The organism is Niabella aurantiaca DSM 17617 (genome assembly GCF_000374125.1).
GTDB classification, from domain to species: Bacteria; Bacteroidota; Bacteroidia; order Chitinophagales; family Chitinophagaceae; genus Niabella; species Niabella aurantiaca.
The window spans coordinates 74657-93517 of record NZ_KB893625.1; the positions used below are offsets into that span (position 1 = coordinate 74657).

The window sequence follows — 18861 nt, forward strand, 5'->3', positions numbered from 1 at the left end:
ATTTTTTAATTGTATGAGCCTGAAGAAAGAAGCTGAAGAAATTATTGAGCCTAAAGATATATTTGTGGGCAAGAAAGACGCGCCCGTGATATTAATGGAATTTGGGGAATATGAAAGCGAAGAATGCGCCCGGGCCAATGAAATTGTAAAGCAGATTCTGGAGAACTATGAAGGTAAGGTAAAACTGAATTTCCGTCACTTTCCCCAAACGAGAATTCATCAGCGGAGTTTAAAAGCTGCGGAGTCTGCGATTGCTGCTGCGCAGGAAGGAAAGTTTTGGGAGATGCATAATGTGCTGTTTCAAAACAGGAGGAATCTTGGTACCACTAGTTTAAAATTACATTCAAAGGAGGCGGGTGTTAATAATAAGAATTTTCTTGAAGAGCTGGTAAACGGAACCTATGGATGGCAGGTACAGGATGATCTGAAATATGGGATCGACCTGGGCGTAAAAGAAGTGCCGACGTTCTTTGTAAACGGCCAGATGATAAAAGGTAAAACCACTTATCCGCTCCTGAGCCAGGCCATTGATGAAGCCCTCAAGGGAGCCAAAAAAAAGACCGGCGAAAAGGCAAAAGCAAAACCCAAAGCGGAGGCAAAAGCCCCGGCGAAAACAAAGGCAAAGTCAAAATGATTTTGTACGATCTTACGGCATTCTGCTATTTTCTTTTATAGGAATTGAGAACGGTCGTTCTTTTGCAGCGGACGATCAGTAAAAAGACGGATAATGGGCCGGAATCCTTTACAGTAAAGGGTTTCGGCCCGTTTTCGTAAATCGGGAGCCGCTTAATTGTTAAGCAAGGGCAGGGCCGGGAAGCCGGACCTCCATGGCGGCGGTGGTTTACCGATCCGGCGCTTTGGTTAAAAAAAATTCAAGAAACAATCGGAAATTTTTTTTTTTGTGCTGTACGTAAAAAAAATAAAGGATTAAATTTTTTTTATGTTGAATAAATGTGGATATTCGCTGTCCCGCGAAACTTTTTTTATCGTTATGAGAAGATGGTTTCTTGCTGGACTTTTAGGAGAAACATTATCGTAAATGCATCAATAAACTTGGTAACTTCTGATGGAGAAAAATGTCGAAAAAATCTGGTCTAATTGTTTAAAGATTATTAAAGACATTGTGGAGTGGCAGCACTATAAAACCTGGTTTGAACCGATAAAGGCAATCTCATTGAAAAACAACGTGCTGGTGATCCAGGTCCCCAGCCAATTCTTTTTTGAGTATCTTGAAGAACATTACGTAAATTTATTGGCAAAGACGTTGAAGCGTGAGTTAGGGAAAGAGGCCCGTCTGGAATACCGTATAATGGTGGATAGCGGAAACAGCAAAAACAAGCCGCTTACCATGGATGTTACCGGTACGGGATACAAAACCTATTCAAATAACGAAATGGATTTTCCGCTCGTGATCAATAACCCTGTAAAAAATCCGTTTGTCATACCGGGCATTAAGAAAATGCAGATTGACCCTCAGCTGAACATCAACTATACGTTTGATGCTTATATAGAGGGCGATTGTAACCGTGTGGCCCGGCGGGCGGGGAAAACAGTGGCGGAGAAGCCGGGCGCCAATTCCTTTAACCCCCTGGTCGTATATGGAGGGGTAGGGTTGGGAAAAACACACCTGGTACAGGCCATTGGTAATGAGGTAAAGAAAACGCATCCGAATAAAATAGTGCTTTATGTTAGTTCCGAAAAGTTCATCAATCAGTTTATGGACCATAGCCGGAACAATGCCATCAATGATTTTATCCATTTTTACCAGCTGATCGATGTACTGATCGTGGACGATGTGCAGTTCTTCAGCAAAGCGGAAAAATCACAGGATGCTTTTTTTGCTATTTTCAACCACCTGCACCAGTCCGGAAAGCAGCTCATTCTTACATCTGATAAGTCGCCCAAGGACCTCGAAGGGGTACAGGAGCGTTTACTGAGCCGTTTCCGCTGGGGGCTCAGCGCAGATCTTCAGATCCCCGATTATGAAACCCGCATCGAGATCCTGGAGCGGAAAATGAAGGCCGATGGCCTGGAAATGCCCAAGGAAGTGGTAAAATACATTGCCTACAACATCAACAGCAATGTGCGGGAACTGGAAGGAGCGCTCATTTCCCTGCTGGCCCAGTCGTCCCTGAACCGGCGGGAGATCGATCTTGACCTGGCAAAAAAAGTACTGCGGAACTTTATCAAATCCTCCAGCAAAGAGATCACGATCGATACCATCCAGAAAATGGTTTGCGATTATTTCAATGTACCCTACGATAAGCTCCTGCAAAAGACCCGCAAACGGGAAATTGTTCAGGCCCGTCAGATCACGATGTATCTGGCGAAGTCTTTTACCAAAAACAGCCTGAAGACCATCGGCGAACATTTTGGCGGCCGGGATCATACAACGGTCATCCACTCCTGCCAAACGGTGAAAGACCTGATGGATACAGACGCCGTTTTCCGTGAGAACGTGCTGGAACTGCATCAGAAGGTGCAGTTGGCAGCTATGTAAGCCCGCTGCTTTTCCGTGCCTGTTTTTTTAATGATTTTACCCATATTTTTTAGTTTATATAGTGGAGTTTCTCTATTTTTGCAGCCCTTGTAAGGGAATCAGCCGGTGAGGTGGATGAGTGGCTGAAATCAGTAGTTTGCTAAACTGCCGTACGGGTTAAACTGTACCGCGGGTTCGAATCCCGCCCTCACCGCAAAAAGATTATCAGATCTTGGCAGAAGGCCCGGAAATGCAATGTTTCCGGGCCTTTTTTGTCTCCGGTCCTGCCGGATTGGATAAAAAAGGCGCTGTTTAATAGTACACCGGTTTCAAAATTATCTTTATAAATATATGTCCGGTCAGTGAAGACACCATAACAGCCAACTTAAGAGTATGCCGTGCCTATAGCACTCTGCTGTTCCGAAGGATGTTCTGGTTCCGGAATAAATTCCGGGCGTTGCCGGATCATTCAGGCCGCCCGCCTTTTGTATCCTGGGTAATATTATAAGAGGCATGCCTCACCTCATGTGCCAATAACGAACCGAGATTCGTTGTAAAAACCTGCAATGAAAAGAGGAGAGCCATAGATTCGGACCATAAATTGACGGCTATGGTGAAGACATTGCCTGTGGTGCAGGTCATGATTGGGATCTCCATAAACCATTTTAAGAGATCACTCATTTTAAAGCTTGCAAATCGTTGCATAGTGAAGGGCTTCAAAATGTACCCGACGGATCCGGCCCGATTTGCTCCCCGTAAAAGGTTCAGCAGATGAACCGCTTGTCTTGAAAAGAGCGCATTTCGAAATTTGTACCCCCCCAATGAGCAGTTATATCTGAAAGAAGGTGCAAGATGAGCGTGCCTTATTAAAGAACTTGATGAAAAAGCTGCCAAAAGCTGATTGCAGTCAATGCTACCTGTCGGGAGAACCTGAAAATAAATGAGCAGGTCAATTGAACAATGATAAAATATTATACATAACTGTCAAGATGATATAGATATCCCGGACTACAACAAAATATCTTAGCAGCATTGAAATAATCGCATATGTAGCTACCGGATCTCTGAAGGCCACTGTCGGGTGCTGGGGTTTTCCTGTCAGGGATTATTTCAAAACACCCGGGTATTGGTGCTGCTCTGGCAGGAACGATGACTGCTATCCGGGTTATTCTTTAGTAAATAGAATAAGCAGATGGATTTTTAAAAGCCCTGGCGCTTAATGGAATTTCCACGTTCCAGACAGAAATACGTTTAATGATCGATAGAAAAATAGACCAATGAACAATAAGAAAAAATTTGTACCGGTAATGCTGACGCCTTTTCGTGAAGATGGCCGTATTGATTTTAATGGATTAACCCGGCTGACTGATTTTTACCTCAATAACGGGGCACAGGGATTATTTGCGAATTGCCAGTCGAGCGAGATGTTTGCATTAACACCCGATGAACGGCTAAACCTGGTAGCACATGTATTGAGCATTGTCGATGGAAAAGTTCCCGTTGTGGCCACGGGTAATTTTGGAGATACCCTGGAAGCGCAGGCCTCATTTGTTAGAAAAGTTTATGCATTGGGTGTACAGGCGGTTATATTGCTTACCAATCAATTGGTAAAACAGGATGAGCCTGAAGCTGTATTAGAGGCAAACATTCTGAGGTTACTGGAGTTAACTGCAAATATCCCCCTGGGTTTTTACGAATGCCCCGAGCCGTATAAAGTAGTTCTTTCGCCGCAATTGCTGGGCCGCGTGGTAAGTACAGGCCGGATTATTTATCATAAAGATACCTGCCTGGATATTGAACAGGTAAAGGAAAAAAACAGGCTTTCTGCAGGTGTAAAAGATTTTGCTTTATATGATGCCTATATGGCGCATGCGGTGGAATCTTTAAAATCGGGTTCCGTCGGGCTTTCCTGTATTCAGGGGAACTATTTCCCGGAATTGGTGGTGTGGTTGTGTGACAATTATGATGACCCCGCAATGGAAAAAGAAGTGGCGTTGGTACAGCAATTTTTCATAGATGAGATGGAGGTGATGCACAGGGACTACCCACAATCGGCAAAGTATTATTTATTAAAAAAGGGCATATTGATGTCTTCCCATACCCGTAAATCGAAGGGCAACGAAATATCTTACAAGACCATGGATGGTATCAACCAGCTGGAATTAAGGTACAGCAAACTGTTGGGACAGCTAACAGGAACGAAAGTAAATATTGGTAAGATCGTATAAAAATGTGCAAAAAAATTGAAAAGCGGAGGAATGAGATGAAGTTATTTTTGTGAAACGATTGATTGCAAATGGGTTGCCTGCTGTAGAGATATATTGAGAACGAAGCGCTTGTTTCTTATCATATGAATTTTAGTTAAATAAGATTGTTCATCCGGAAGCCAAGAATATGAAGCATTACTTAATTATATTTTTTTTGTTTTTTTCCATACCTTTTAATTCGTTGTGCCAGGATAATCCGTTAAAGACGATTACCGGGATTGTAACGGATTCAACTACAGGTGAGCGTTTAGCGGGCGTTGTGATCAGCCTGAGCCGCCTGCAATCAGGCAAGATCACGAATGGAAGGGGAGAATTTACATTTAGGGCAAGGCCGAAAGATACTTTGGTGTTTTCGCACGTTGGGTACCTTTCAGTTCGGGTGCCGGTAGACGACCAGACTGCTGTGGATGTTCAGATGGTGAAATTTGATACGGAGCTTGAGGATGTTGTTGTTATTGGTTATGGGCAGGTAAAGAAGGGCGATCTGACCGGGTCCGTTGCGGAAGTGAATGTCGATGATATAATGAAAGCACCGGTGCCGAATGTAGCTGAGGCATTAGCGGGGCGTGTGGCGGGTTTACAGGTATCCAGCGATGACGGCCAGCCCGGCTCCGAATCAAATATGATCATCCGGGGAGGCAATTCTTTAACGCAGAGCAATGCTCCTTTGTATGTGGTGGATGGTTTCCCGATAGAGGACTTTTCAATGGCATCATTGAATCCTGATGATATTGCCTCCATCAATGTGCTAAAGGACGCATCCGCTACAGCGATATATGGAGCAAGAGGCGCAAACGGCGTGATAATAATTGAAACAAAAAAGGGAGCTATCGGACAACCGGTTATTACATATAGCGGATATGCAGCTTTGCAAAGGGCCACAAAGCGAATGGAAATGATGGATGCTTATGAATTCGTAAAATATCAGCTCGAAATTAATCCGGAGATTATGACAGAAAGGTATCTTACAAATCCGGGAAGAACACTGGAAGATTATAGGAATATTAACGGAACTGACTGGCAGGATCTGCTCTTTCATAATGCAATCATGCAGAATCATAGCTTATCGTTACGGGGTGGGACCAACAAAACAAAATATGCTGTCTCTACGTCGGCCGTTGATCAGGAAGGAGTAATTATAAATTCCGGTTATAACAGGCAGCAAGGACGATTTACCCTGGATCAGACAATCAGTAAAAAATTAAAAGCAAGCTTAAATATAAACTATACAAGAGATAAAAATTATGGAGCTATTTCTTCCTCCCAGGCGAATTCTTCAAATGCCTATGCTACTTATCTGATGTATAGAACCTGGGGATATCGGCCGATTTCGACCGGGGGAGATGACCTGATTGACGATTTATTTGACGAAGAAGTTGATGGGGGTAATTCGGCGAGCAGCTTATTGACAATGAACCCTATTATTTCCACTAAAAATGAGATCAGGCAGCAGACCCGCAATAATTTGCAGGCAAACCTGGGGATCGATTATGATATCACTAAAGAACTGACGCTTAAGATAACAGGCGGGTATAATTACCGGACAACCAAAAATGAGGCGTTTAACAATTCGAAAACATATAGAGGGTACCCCTCTGCAGTAAACTTAAAAGGGGTAAATGGTTCTTATTCTAATACAGAATTAATCGACTGGGTGAATGAGAATACGTTGAACTATAAAAAAAGGATCAATAAGGACAATCAGGTTGACTTTACCGGTGGTTTTACCATGCAGGGAACATCGCTTGAACGGTATGGTTATGTAGCTACAAATATCCCTAATGAGGAATTGGGTTTACGGGCCATGGAATTGGGGCTTCCGAGCGCTGTTACTTCCTCTGCTTCCAAAAATGCATTGGTCTCGTTTCTGGGGAGGGCGAACTATAACTATAAATCTAAATATTACCTCACCGCTTCGATAAGAGCAGATGGGTCGTCCAAATTTTCGAAACAGAACCGTTGGGGGTATTTTCCCTCGGCAGGCTTAATGTGGCGTTTGGGCAAGGAGCAGTTTATTGAGAATACTCATGTAATCGATGATGCAAAAATCCGTATGACATACGGTTCTACGGGTAACAACCGGGTCAGCGATTTTGCAAGATTCTTCAGCCTGGATTTGTCGGATTATTACTCGTTTGGTAATGCAATCCCCGATTTTGCCGCTGTTATAGATAACATGGGAAACCCGGATCTGAGGTGGGAGCGGACAGACCAGCTGGATTTAGGGTTGGATTTTTCGCTTTTGAAAAATAGAATTCAGCTAACAATTGATGCATACGCCAAAACAACCAGGGATCTGTTATTAAGGGCAAATTTACCGTATAGCTCAGGATTTAGAAATGCGTATAAAAATGTTGGCGCTATACGAAACAGGGGTTTGGAATTTTCATTGGCTACAACGAATATAAGAACCAGGAACTTCAGCTGGGAAAGTAATTTCAATATCAGTTTTAACGATAACAAGATTACAGCTCTTTCTGAAGATCAACCCAATATTATATCGTCTGTTTCTTTTACGGGTGATTTTAACGCTACCCCTTTGTATATAGCAAAATTAGGAGGCCCTGCGGCCGCGTTCTATGGTTATAAATGGGGTGGGGTTTACCAGTTTGAAGATTTTGATCAGCAGGCGGATGGGTCTTATTTATTGAAACAATCGGTACCGACGAACGGGCTTGAAAGAACAGCCATCCAGCCCGGCGATTCAAAATATGTAGACCAAAACGGAGATGGAGTAGTGAACGAACTGGATTTGGTGGTGATCGGCAGAGGATTACCGATTCACTATGGCGGCTTTAATAATAATTTCACCTATAAACAATTTAGTTTAAATATCTTCTTGCAATGGAGCTATGGCAATGATATCATGAATGCCAACCGTATCGCTTTCGAAGGAAATTTTGCGAATCGCCAAAACCTGAATCAATATGCATCTTACGAAAACCGTTGGACGCCGGAGAACCCGACCAACGACATGTACCGTACAGGCGGTTTTGGGCCGAGGGGTATTTATTCGTCCAGAACGATAGAAGACGGCTCTTTTTTACGTTTGAAGACCGTGCAGTTGGCATATGCGTTTCCACAGAAAATATTGGGCAGAACGTTTAAAGCATTGAGCCTTTATGTATCGGGTCAGAATTTATATACCTGGACCAGCTATTCGGGAATGGATCCTGAAGTTTCTACAAAAAATTCCGTATTGACTCCGGGGTTTGACTACTCTGCTTATGCCAGAAATCTTATCACAACATTTGGGATAAAAGCAACCTTATAGTATAAAAAAATGATCTATATGAGATTGTCAATCGAAAAATCTTTACTGGCCTCTTTAATTGCTGCTGTTTTGCTGTCAAATATTTCCTGTAATAAGATGCTGGATATAAGCCCGGAAAAATATATTGTTAGCACCGAAACCTATTATGCAGATAAAACACAGTTGGAAACAGCGCTGAAAGGTGTTTACGCAATTTTAGCGAATGGAACATTATATGGAGGGGTGATTTTAGGACGTTTGGGCCTGGAAGCAGATGAAGGGTTCATTCATTACTCTGTTGACCGGAATACGATCTCCTATTATGAGGGTGTTGTCACCGATACGAAGATCTTAAGCTATTGGAGAGATCTGTATGCGGGCATTAACAGGGCTAATTTTTTATTAGCCAGCGTTGACAACCCCTCGATTGATATTGAAGAGACAGATAGAAATAATATCAAAGGACAGGCGCTTTTTTTAAGGGCATACTTCTACCTGATGCTGGCGACCCGGTTTGGCGGTGTGCCATTGATTTTAGAACCAAGCACCTCGGCTAAAATAGAAGACGTGCAGGTTCCGAGAACTCCGGTCAAAGAGGTTTACGATAAGATCATTGCTGATATGACACAAGCTGCGGATCTGGTCTATGACGTTTCGAAGGTCGAATCGGCAGGGAGGGTAAGTAAATCCGCTGTATGGGGAGTACTTGCAAGAACCTGCCTGTATGCTGCCGGCAATCCGGTGAATGATGTATCAAGATATGCGGAGGCCGCAAGCTGGGCGAAAAAAGTCATTCAGTCGGGTGAGCATGCGCTAAATCCATCTTACCGGCAAATATTTATTAATTATGCGCAGGACTTATATGATATTAAAGAAAGTATTTTGGAAGTAGAGTTTTATGGAAATGGCACCGGCATTTACTCCAATACAGGAGGGCAGGTAGGGCGCAACAATGGTATCCAGTATTCCGGATCTGCTGATTGGGGATATTCAATAGGAGCCATTCATCCCACTATTTGGCTGTATAATATATATAGCGATAATGATTTGCGCAGGGATTGGGCAATTGCCCCATACAGGTATAATGCAGATACGATTCAGTATTGGTCGCCGACCGCTAATGTGATGGGACGGAATAGCGGTAAATTTAGAAGGGAATATGAAACCTTGCTTCCTAAAAATGCCGCGACCACTCCGGAGAACTTTCCTCTTCTCCGGTATTCAGATGTTTTGCTGATGTATGCTGAAGCGTTAAATGAAGTGAACCATGCTCCTTTGCCGGAGGCGTATGAAGCGATGAATCAGGTGCGAAGACGGGCGATTGGAGTTGATGCAAATACCCCTGATCCCGCTGTGGATATAACATCTATGGATTATGAGGAATTTAAAAGTGAAATAAAAAAGGAGCGCGCAAGAGAGCTCTGCTTTGAGGCGCTTCGAAAAGATGACCTTATTCGCTGGGGTGATTTTGTGACCAATATGAAAAATGGATTGCTGGAAATACCTTCGAGTACGGCTTCCTATGTGACTTCGGCAGTTGTTTATTATACAGGAGCCACAGCAAGAAATGTATTATGGCCGATCCCTTCATATGAAATTGGTGTAAACGGCAAATTAGAACAGAATCCGGGATGGTAAGTTGTGTATTCAAAAAAACTGATATGAAATTTAAATATTATTTTGCAACCATAATCATCATACTGGGCATTTCGGTTTCCTGTAATAAAACAATGGAGGTCGCTGACGTAACATTTGAGGTCTCGGCTAATGGAACTACGGCGCATGTTGGAGACTCGATTGTTTTTAATTTTGAGGGAGAACCGGATATTATCAGTTTTTATTCAGGAGAAATTGGGAATTCGTACGACTATAAAGATCAGGATCGTATTGTGCCCACTGAGGCGGTGGAAATTAGTTTTTCAAGCCAGGTAAGAAGCCAGTCCGGAGCCTCAGCGTCTTACTGCCAGGACAATCAATTCCATATTTGGGTTTGCAGCGATTTGGATTTCACAGGGGCGGCAACTATGGCGGACTCTGCGGCTATTGTCCAGAGTGCCACCTGGACAGAAATAACAGACAGGTTTACATTGTGCCCGTTGGAATGTAGCAGTACCACTGCGTATCATGCTTCGGGTACAAGTGATATTAAAGAATTGTTTCAAGAAGGCAAACCGCTGTTTATAGCATTTCAATATGTGAACCGCCCTAATGTGGATAATGGCAGGGCTAATATATGGCGGTTTTCGGGGTTTCAGATGAATGCAACAAATGCAGTAGGATCCGGAACGCTGACGAATCAAACAAACGGAGGCTGGAAGCCTGTACTTATCGGAAATACATGGTTGTCCAACAGCTTCAGCGCTACAAGCTCGGTTGTAACTTTGCGGGGACCTACCACAAACGATATACCTGCAGAAATGTGGTGCATAAGCGACCCGGTTTATTTGGAAGATACGAATTTGGGACATGAGTATGGGGTAGGAATCAAGTCTTATGCCGATCCTGCTTTAAAAAGGTACGCACATCGCTTCTCTGCGCCCGGTGTGTATCATGTGACCTTTGTTGCGGCCAATTCAAATGTTGATGACAGAAAAGAAGTTGTGCGGCAACTGCAAATAACCATTGAGCCATAGATGCTGTATCCTGATTTAATTAGTTTAATATAAACATGATGGTTGGAAAAAAAACAAGAGTACTCCTGATCCTTTTTTTATTTCCCTTATTAGCCTGGAGTACCGTTACGCTGCCTTCTATTTTCTCAGACGGGATGGTTTTACAACGGCAATCAGATGTTGCTATATGGGGGAAATCTGATAGAAAAACGGTTTCGGTTCTTACATCTTGGGATAATAAGACTTACACGGTATCGGTTAACGATAACGGAGAATGGAAGACGCGACTTGCTACGGCGAAAGCCGGCGGCCCTTTTACCATTGAAATTATAGATACAGACGGGAAAATGATCCTGTCAGATATCTTATTGGGTGAAGTATGGCTGGCTTCCGGTCAATCCAATATGGAAATGCCTTTAAAAGGGTTTCCCAGAAACCAGGTTGTCGAAAACGGGAAAGATGTAATTCAGCAACCCACGAATGCGCACATACGTTTTTTTAATGTGGAGAATAAAAGCTGGGCAAAACCCTTAACTGCCGCTGCCGGTAAATGGTTGCAGGCGACGCCTGAAAACAAGCCTGCGTTTAGTGCAGTTGCTTATTTTTTTGCAGAAGAACTATATAAAAAATTAGATGTACCGGTTGCTATTGTGGAAGCAGACTGGGGTGGAACTATTGTGCAGGCATGGATGAGCGCCAAAACTTTAAGATCATTTCCCGCTGTAAATGTTAAACCGTTTGCGGATTCGGCTTATTCCAGCAAAAATGAACCGACCGGTTTATACAATGGAATGATCCACCCCATTGCAGGCTATGGTATCAAAGGTGTTATCTGGTATCAGGGCGAACAAAACCGGAATGAGCCGGATTTATATGGAAAGCTGTTTCCTGCAATGGTACAGCAATGGCGACAGGAATGGGGTATTGGTGAATTTCCTTTTTATTATGCTCAGATTGCTCCGTATATATATAAGACACCCGACAAACTTCCTGAGAGTTTAGCAAAATTAAAACCGTTTGTTCCCTATTTGAGAGAGGCGCAATTAAAGGCGGAAACAATCATCCCGAACTCAGGAATGGCCGTCTTAACGGATATTGGAGCAGAAGCGACTATTCATCCGCCGGATAAAGAGTCGGTTGGGAAACGGTTGTCTTTTCAGGCATTAAACAAAACATACGGGTTTAAAAATACCCCCTATTCCGGGCCGGTTTACAAATCGATGAAGGTAGCGGGAAATACAATTGTTCTGTCGTTTGATCATGCAGAAGGATTGTATCTGAAAAATGGAAGTTCTGTAAATTTTGAAATTGCGGGGAATGACAAAATATTTTACCCGGCCGAAGCCGTTATGAGCAGAGGAGCAATCAAGGTAAGCGCGGCGGAAGTGAGTCAACCCGTGGCTGTTCGCTACGCCTTTAAAGCATGGGCTATAGGAGACCTGTTTAACAGGGATAACCTGCCAGCCTCGTCGTTCAGAACAGATAGCTGGAGTGTGGGCGAAACAAAAAAGTCGGCTGTAAAAGTTGTATTACCCAAAAAGCCGCTGTTGCTAAGTTTTAGTTCCAAAGTGTGGCATAACCGGCAGCGAAGCCAGATGTACTTATACATATCACAGGATTTTGAAGGGAAGGCGGAATCACAGTATATCACTAAAGCTAAATGGATCAATATTACCGACAAGGTAAAATGGGCCTCTTACGGGAAGGATTATGTTCCATCAGGTAACATTGATTTATCCGGTTTTGTTGATGTGACAAAACCCCTTTATCTGGCTTTCAGGTATAAGACAAAGCCGGCAGAAAAAAAGAGCGATAAAATATGGTCAAAATGGTCGGTCACGAACATTAATATTAAAGCGGAGAATGGCAGCACTGTTTTAGTGGACCGGCGCTATACCAACTGGAACGTGGCTTTGTCCAGGGCCTATGAAAAAAATAACAGGGTGAGAACAAAAGAGAACCTGATTGAGTTTCTGGGAAACGATAAGGATAAAACAAAGAGCACCGTGGCGTGGGTTATTTCCGGGCCTTTAAAATATGAGTGACAGCAATGTTCGCGAACCTCAAAAATAAAAGATATGGTAATGCCGCATTACTGACCCTTCTCTTTCTGCTTTTTAAGGCAAATCTGCTTTGGTCGCAATATGCGTGTACGCCTGTAAGTGGCGCGCCACTTATGAATTTTACAGAGGGAAGAGTGGGCGTTATGTCGTTACCTTCCTACAGCGCTGTAACAATGGGTTTGGCGGACGTCAACGACGATGGGGTGGATGACCTCTGGATTCAAAGCACCAATGCATCCTTCAGGGGTATTTTTTTATATCTCTTTAAAAAAATGGGCAGGAATGGCGTTCCTGTTTTTTCTGAACCGGTCAAAATAAAAGCGCCTTTTGAAGATAAGGGTAAAAATAAGGGGATTGTCTTTCAGGATACGGATGGCAAAATTTATTCCTTGTGGAAATTTGGCAGCAATTTGAAGGTCAGTTTGTTCGATAAGAGAAAGGGCGGCTTCCAGCCATTTTTAAAAAATGATATTGCAAACCTGCCGCCGCGGGTAAGTGATTTCAGGTTATTGAAAAGCAATGGAAAATACCTGTTTGTTTTTGGTGTAATGAGTAAAGGCGTATTTGGCCCGGCAACCGATTGGCCAAGAGTTGTACCCTATACGCCCGAAGGGTTTTGGCCTTATCCGTTGCCGCAGGCCGGCATATATGTATATGAGACAAATGCGTGGAATGGTGCCGCTATAAAGGCGCTCCCCCTGACTTCTTCCGACCAGACCTATTATTCATTTGACGGTTTTTCATTTGTGGAGCAGGGTAAGAAAAGATTTCTTATCAGTGGATCCCGTTTGGGCAATATATATGCCTATGAAATGATAAATAATACGAAGTTGAGCAATAAGAAATATATTGTTGATGCAAGAGGCAATATGTATAGAAATGCGACGGTCCATTGCTTTGTCAACTATTTTAAAACGCCACAGGGGCAAAATGGTATCATAGCGCAGGGTGAAGGAGGTATTTATTTTTATTCTGATAAAAAGCGGCAAAATGCAAAAGGGAACCTTTTATTCGGAGAGCCGGTGCCGCTGCTGCAGGAGGATCCGTTACTTTACGGAGGGTCGCTTGTAGTTCCCACCCTGGTAGATTGGGATGGTGATGGCGTATTGGATATCATCTCCGGTACCTCATCTGGTTATATTTTGTTTTTTAAGAACAAAGGAACCAATGAAGTTCCTCAAATGATCAATCCGGTCAGGTTAAAGGCTGGTGGCCATATGATACATATACAGCCGGGTTACAGGGAAGACATCCAGGGACCGGGAGAGGCCCGCTGGGGTTATACCTGCCCCAATGTAGCAGACTGGAACAGCGATGGGTTGCCGGATATCGTATTGGGCGATAGTCGCGCAAAATTTACGGTATATATCAATGCCGGAACAAAGCGGGAGCCTAAGCTTAAATCGCCGAAGCCTATTTATTTCAAAGGCCTGGATATGTTTGGTTCATGGCGGGTAAGGCCGGGTGTAGGTAAATTGGGTAAAACAATGGCTTTTATCAATCAGGATAAAGAGGATGAACTGCATTTGTACTGGCAGATAGATGAATACAACGTCGCGGAGGGGGGCAAATTAAAGCTCGAAGATGGAAGTACGATCAAAGGCGCCCGCTTACCGGGAGGCGCAGTGGGAAGAACAAGAATAGAAATAGCAGATTGGGATGGCGATGGCGTGAAAGACCTGTTGCTGGGAACCTATGGCAAACAATCCATTCCGGAACCGGCAAAAGGTTATCCTTTTCATTTTCCTCAAAGAGGCGCTACGCCTTTGTTCCTGAAGAATATGGGAACGGAAGAGAAGCCCGTTTACGCGTATCCCAAACCCCTGCTTTTTAATGGCAAACCTATTTTGCATGGTGGGCATGAGTGCGGTGTGACAACTGGTTATTTCGGTCCGGGCAATACCCTGAATATGTTGATAGGTGAGGAAAATGGGAAATATATTTTTTACCAAAGAAAAGATTTGAGCTGGTAATGAAGCGGAGCTGTAAAATACATGATTGCTTAAGGAGCAAGGGATTGATGCTGTTAATATGCATGCTTTATGTATTGCCGGGGATGGCACAAAAAACTATGGATGACACACCTGTATTAACGAGTGGTGCACCTGTCAAAGGGAAATCACCGGGAGCGTTTGCATTGCCTTCTTTAACCGGCTATGTTATGGGAACGGCTGTTCTGGAAAAGAATCGGCCCCCGGCTTTGTTCCTGCAAAGCGATAAAAGAAATATCGGCACATATCTGTATTATTTTGAAGGATTTACTGACAAAGGAAATCCTGTTTACGCAGCACCCGTAAAGCTGGCGTTGCCCTTTCCGGAAACAGGTGATAAGCGTGGCACAATCTTTCAGGATGCGAACAACAAAATATGGGGTATTTGGCAATTCGGAATGAATCTTGTTATGGCTGAATTCAATAAAAACAAGCTTCGTTTTGGAGAAAAAAGGCTGATTGCAATCAAGGGGCTTCCTTCTGGTTATTCCGGTTTGGGCATAGGGCAGTTGCCAAATGGGAAAAAAGTGATGCTGTTTGGCATCAGTGAAAAAAGACCGGAAGGAGAAAAAGAAATGAAATTCGACAGTTTATATTACACACCTGAAGGTTTCTGGCCGGCAACATTACCCCGGTCGGGTATTTACGGTGCTTTGATAAATGATATTGCGGTCGCTGCCTCTGTAAAAGCGCGGCAATTATCATCGCCGGATGAAACCTACTTCAATTACAGCGCTATAACATTCTATAATGATAGGAAGGAAACCTATGCCATTGCCGGTACCCGGATGGGAAATATGTTCGCGTATAAAATCAATGGAGCTCCTTTTTCTGCAGAAAGGAAATATGTAGTGGATGAGAGGCATAATATCCTGCGTAGTCCTACGATTCATGCTTATGCCGGTTATGTGAAGTTCAACGAACGGCAGGAAGGGATATTGGTATCTGGCGAAGGAGGAATAGCCTATTATAAAAATACAGCCCGGAAAGACAAAAAAGGGAATTTGATTTTTAATGAGCCGATAGCAGTAATGCAAAGAAATCCTGAATTGTACGGTGGTTCGCTGGTAGTGCCGGAATTGACAGATTGGGATGGCGACGGGTTGCTGGATATTATCTCGGGTAATTCGGCGGGCTATATTATTTTCTTTAAAAATGACGGGTCGAATAAAAATCCTGTTTATTTGCCTCCGGTGTTTTTAAACGCGGGGGGTGAGGTGATTCATATACAACCCGGCTATCGCGAAGATATTCAGGGGCCGGGTGAAGCCCGATGGGGTTATACCTGCCCAACCATAACAGACTGGAATGAAGATGGTCTGCCTGATATTCTTACGGGCGATAGCAGGGGTAAGTTTATGGTTTACATAAACCGGGGAAGAAAAACGGAACCGCTACTGGAGCCTGAAGAATCTTTGTATGTAGGAGGGATGAATATGCATGGGGGCTGGAGAGTAAAACCCGGAGCCGGAAAGCTGGGCAACAGAATGGCCTATATTATTTTAGATAAGGATAATGAGTTTCATTTGTATTGGAGAATCGATGATTACAATGTAGAAGATGGGGGGAAGTTAAAGCTGGAAGATGGTAGTTTTATTAAAGCGAACCGCCGCCCCGGAGGGCAGGTGGGGCGTGCCAATATACATCTGGTAGATTGGGATTTAGATGGTGTAACCGATTTGCTTGTAGGAACAGGCCGGTCTAATGCTATTCCGAACCCCAAAACAGGGCTTCCTTATAACTGGGGTAAAAAAAATGAAGGGGGCGCCGTTCTTTTTCTGCGCAATTCGGGTACAGACAAAGCGCCTGTCTTCGAGTTTCCCAAAATGATGAAATATAAAGGGCGTGTAATGTTATTTGGCGTCCATGATTGCGCTCCAACGACGGGGTATTTGGGAGATAAGGGAACGCTGAATTTAATTGTAGGTATTGAAAAAGGTGTTTATATGTATTATCAAAGAAAAGATTTAAGCTGGTAATTATGAGGAAAATACAAATATTGGTTTTCGTAAGTACATTTTTGTTAAACGATGTACAGGCGCAAAAGCCCGAAGGTGCCCCCGGCGATTTTCAATTGCTGAAATATAATAACCCCGGTCTGGTGGTGGATTTAGGAGTGGGGCTTTGGGGCTGGCCTATTCCGCTGGATTATGATGGTGATGGTGATATGGATCTGCTGGTGTCCAGTCAGGGAAAACCCTATAATGGGATTTACCTTTTTGAAAATACCAGCGGGGATGCATTTCCTGTATTTGCCAAACCTAAATGGTTAAATAAATCGATAAAAGATATTCAGGTTTCCTATGTGGATGGCAGGCCAAGGCTGCTGATACCGGGCGCTGAGCTGACCGACTTTCTCAATCAGTTTGAGCGTCAAAAAAAGGACTTGTTTCCGGCAAAAGAAGTACTCAGGGATATAAAAGGAAAGAATCGTTTCAATCAGTGGAAGTATGTGGATTATGACAGTGACGGAGATCCGGATATTTTAATCGGGGTGGACGACTGGGGTGATTATGGATGGGATAATGCTTTTAATAGTAAAGGAGAGTGGACGCGGGGGCCTTTACATGGATATGTTTATTTACTGGAGAATGTGAATGGAACATATCAAAACAAAGGCCGGCTGCAGGTTAACGGAAAAGATCTGGATGTGTTTGGCGCGCCAACACCCAATATGGCGGATTTTGACGGCGATGGCGATTTAGATCTGATTTGCGGTGAATTTTTGGACAAGCTTACTTACTTTGAAAATATTGGTACGCGGGCCCGGCCTGTATTTTCAAAGGGGAGATATTTGAAAAATGAGAAGGGTGTTATTTCTATGGATCTGGAAATGATCATTCCGGTTGCTGTTGACTGGAATAAAGATGGGTTAACGGATTTGGTGGTGGGAGATGAGGATGGGAGAGTGGCATTAATAGAAAATACCGGTAAAGTGGAAAATAGCATGCCGGTGTTTAAATCGGCAAGATATTTTCAGCAGGAAGCAGCGGACGTAAAATTTGGTGCCCTTGTAACACCATTTAGTGTGGATTGGGATGGTGATGGAGATGAAGATCTGATCTGTGGTAATTCGGCAGGCTATATTGGTTTTATCGAAAACCTGGGAATGTATAATGGCATGCCGCGCTGGGCAAAACCGGTATTGTTGAAAAGTGAAGGAGAAGTAATACGCATTCAGGCTGGAAAAAATGGTTCCATACAGGGGCCCGCCGAAGCAAAATGGGGTTATACTACTTTATCTGTGGCCGATTGGGACGGGGACGGATTGAAGGATATAATTGTAAATTCCATTTGGGGGAAAATAGAGTGGTTTAAAAATACCGGCACAGAAAAAGCACCAAAGCTGGCTAAGGCACAGGGCGTAAAAGTAGACTGGCCGGGGAAAACCGTTCCCAAACCTTCGTGGATTTGGTGGAGCCCCCAACCTGGAACATTAGTAACACAGTGGCGAACTACACCGTTTGCGATAGATTGGAATAAAGATGGACTTACAGATCTGATTCTATTAGACACGGCGGGTTACTTGTCCTATTTTGAAAGATTTAAAAAGGGGAATGAATGGATGTTGAAACCCGGCCAGCGCATTTTCGAAGCGATCAATGGCTCCGTATTTGATCAAAGGCATTCCAGGGATTCTTTGAGCCCTGCTACCGGCTTGTTACAGTTAAATAATGGAAAATTTGGGCAAAGCGGACGGAGGAAATTTACTATTGCTGATTGGGATGGAGATGGCAAACCCGACTTTTTGGTAAACAGCATGAATGTATCTTTTTTAAAGAATGAAGGCATAAAAAACGGGAAAGTGCAATTGAGGGGCAAAGGAAAGACCGGCCAATTACGATTAGCCGGCCATGACACGAGCCCGACAACAGTGGACTGGCATAGAGGGCCTGAAAGAGATTTGCTGGTGGGCGCTGAAGACGGCTTTTTATATTATTTAAAGAATAAAAAGAATCAATAACAGCCGGTTCATGTAGGTCTGGCGGACAATAATGAATAAAAGGCCATAGCTTTTTTTAGGTTCGTAAGAGGCTGTTTTAAAATAAAAAATCTTATTTGAATACTTAAACGTATGACGCGGATGCGTTTATCCGGCCGGGCCGGTGAGCGCATCTGGTATCAAAGATCATCAAGGAGCAGTCATAAAAAGAACGAAGAAACATTTTTGTCTGATATTGCTCTTTGTACCTTGT

10 protein-coding genes and 1 tRNA gene are annotated in these 18861 nt (G+C 43.5%); all 11 read left to right on the forward strand.

Annotation, left to right across the window (positions count from 1 at the left end; all coding sequences use genetic code 11):
- The first annotated feature begins 13 nt into the window (after positions 1–13).
- The 11 genes from B160_RS0100355 to B160_RS0100415 all read left to right on the forward strand — a co-directional run bounded on the left by B160_RS0100355 (position 14) and on the right by B160_RS0100415 (position 18629).
- Entirely contained in the window at positions 14–634 is a 621-nt protein-coding gene (locus tag B160_RS0100355; RefSeq protein WP_018625846.1) for a DsbA family protein, read from the forward strand.
- Between the two features lie 432 nt (positions 635–1066).
- A complete protein-coding gene (gene dnaA, locus B160_RS0100360; RefSeq protein WP_018625847.1) occupies positions 1067–2500 on the forward strand; it encodes a chromosomal replication initiator protein DnaA in 1434 nt (477 codons plus the stop codon).
- Between the two features lie 104 nt (positions 2501–2604).
- A tRNA-Ser gene (locus tag B160_RS0100365) sits at positions 2605–2693 on the forward strand.
- 1063 nt (positions 2694–3756) lie between these two features.
- Positions 3757–4707 carry a dihydrodipicolinate synthase family protein gene (locus B160_RS0100380; protein WP_018625849.1) on the forward strand — a complete coding sequence of 317 codons (951 nt, stop codon included), beginning with the start codon at positions 3757–3759 and terminating at the stop codon, positions 4705–4707.
- A 193-nt stretch (positions 4708–4900) separates the two neighbouring features.
- Positions 4901–8020, forward strand: a complete 3120-nt coding sequence (locus B160_RS0100385) for a SusC/RagA family TonB-linked outer membrane protein (RefSeq protein ID WP_211218022.1) — start codon at positions 4901–4903, stop codon at positions 8018–8020.
- 9 nt (positions 8021–8029) lie between these two features.
- Positions 8030–9637 (forward strand): RagB/SusD family nutrient uptake outer membrane protein, encoded by a 1608-nt coding sequence (locus B160_RS0100390; RefSeq protein WP_018625851.1) that lies wholly within the window; start codon positions 8030–8032, stop codon positions 9635–9637.
- 23 nt (positions 9638–9660) lie between these two features.
- Entirely contained in the window at positions 9661–10632 is a 972-nt protein-coding gene (locus B160_RS0100395) for a DUF5017 domain-containing protein (RefSeq protein WP_040679192.1), read from the forward strand.
- 35 nt (positions 10633–10667) lie between these two features.
- Complete coding sequence (locus B160_RS28005) at positions 10668–12656, forward strand: DUF5017 domain-containing protein (protein ID WP_018625853.1); 1989 nt, start codon at positions 10668–10670, stop codon at positions 12654–12656.
- Between the two features lie 5 nt (positions 12657–12661).
- Entirely contained in the window at positions 12662–14647 is a 1986-nt protein-coding gene (locus tag B160_RS28010) for an FG-GAP repeat domain-containing protein (protein ID WP_018625854.1), read from the forward strand.
- 98 nt (positions 14648–14745) lie between these two features.
- Positions 14746–16644, forward strand: a complete 1899-nt coding sequence (locus B160_RS30370) for an FG-GAP repeat domain-containing protein (protein ID WP_157557836.1) — start codon at positions 14746–14748, stop codon at positions 16642–16644.
- 2 nt (positions 16645–16646) lie between these two features.
- Entirely contained in the window at positions 16647–18629 is a 1983-nt protein-coding gene (locus tag B160_RS0100415) for an FG-GAP repeat domain-containing protein (RefSeq protein WP_018625856.1), read from the forward strand.
- The last annotated feature ends 232 nt before the right edge of the window (positions 18630–18861 follow it).

Bases quoted from the DNA above. Each gene is read 5' to 3' on its own strand.
- B160_RS0100355 (WP_018625846.1), top strand. From the start codon at position 14: ATGAGCCTGAAGAAAGAAGCTGAAGAAATTATTGAGCCTAAAGATATA.
- dnaA (WP_018625847.1), top strand. From the start codon at position 1,067: ATGGAGAAAAATGTCGAAAAAATCTGGTCTAATTGTTTAAAGATTATT.
- B160_RS0100380 (WP_018625849.1), top strand. From the start codon at position 3,757: ATGAACAATAAGAAAAAATTTGTACCGGTAATGCTGACGCCTTTTCGT.
- B160_RS0100390 (WP_018625851.1), top strand. From the start codon at position 8,030: ATGATCTATATGAGATTGTCAATCGAAAAATCTTTACTGGCCTCTTTA.
- B160_RS0100395 (WP_040679192.1), top strand. From the start codon at position 9,661: ATGAAATTTAAATATTATTTTGCAACCATAATCATCATACTGGGCATT.
- B160_RS28005 (WP_018625853.1), top strand. From the start codon at position 10,668: ATGATGGTTGGAAAAAAAACAAGAGTACTCCTGATCCTTTTTTTATTT.
- B160_RS28010 (WP_018625854.1), top strand. From the start codon at position 12,662: ATGTTCGCGAACCTCAAAAATAAAAGATATGGTAATGCCGCATTACTG.
- B160_RS30370 (WP_157557836.1), top strand. From the start codon at position 14,746: ATGGATGACACACCTGTATTAACGAGTGGTGCACCTGTCAAAGGGAAA.
- B160_RS0100415 (WP_018625856.1), top strand. From the start codon at position 16,647: ATGAGGAAAATACAAATATTGGTTTTCGTAAGTACATTTTTGTTAAAC.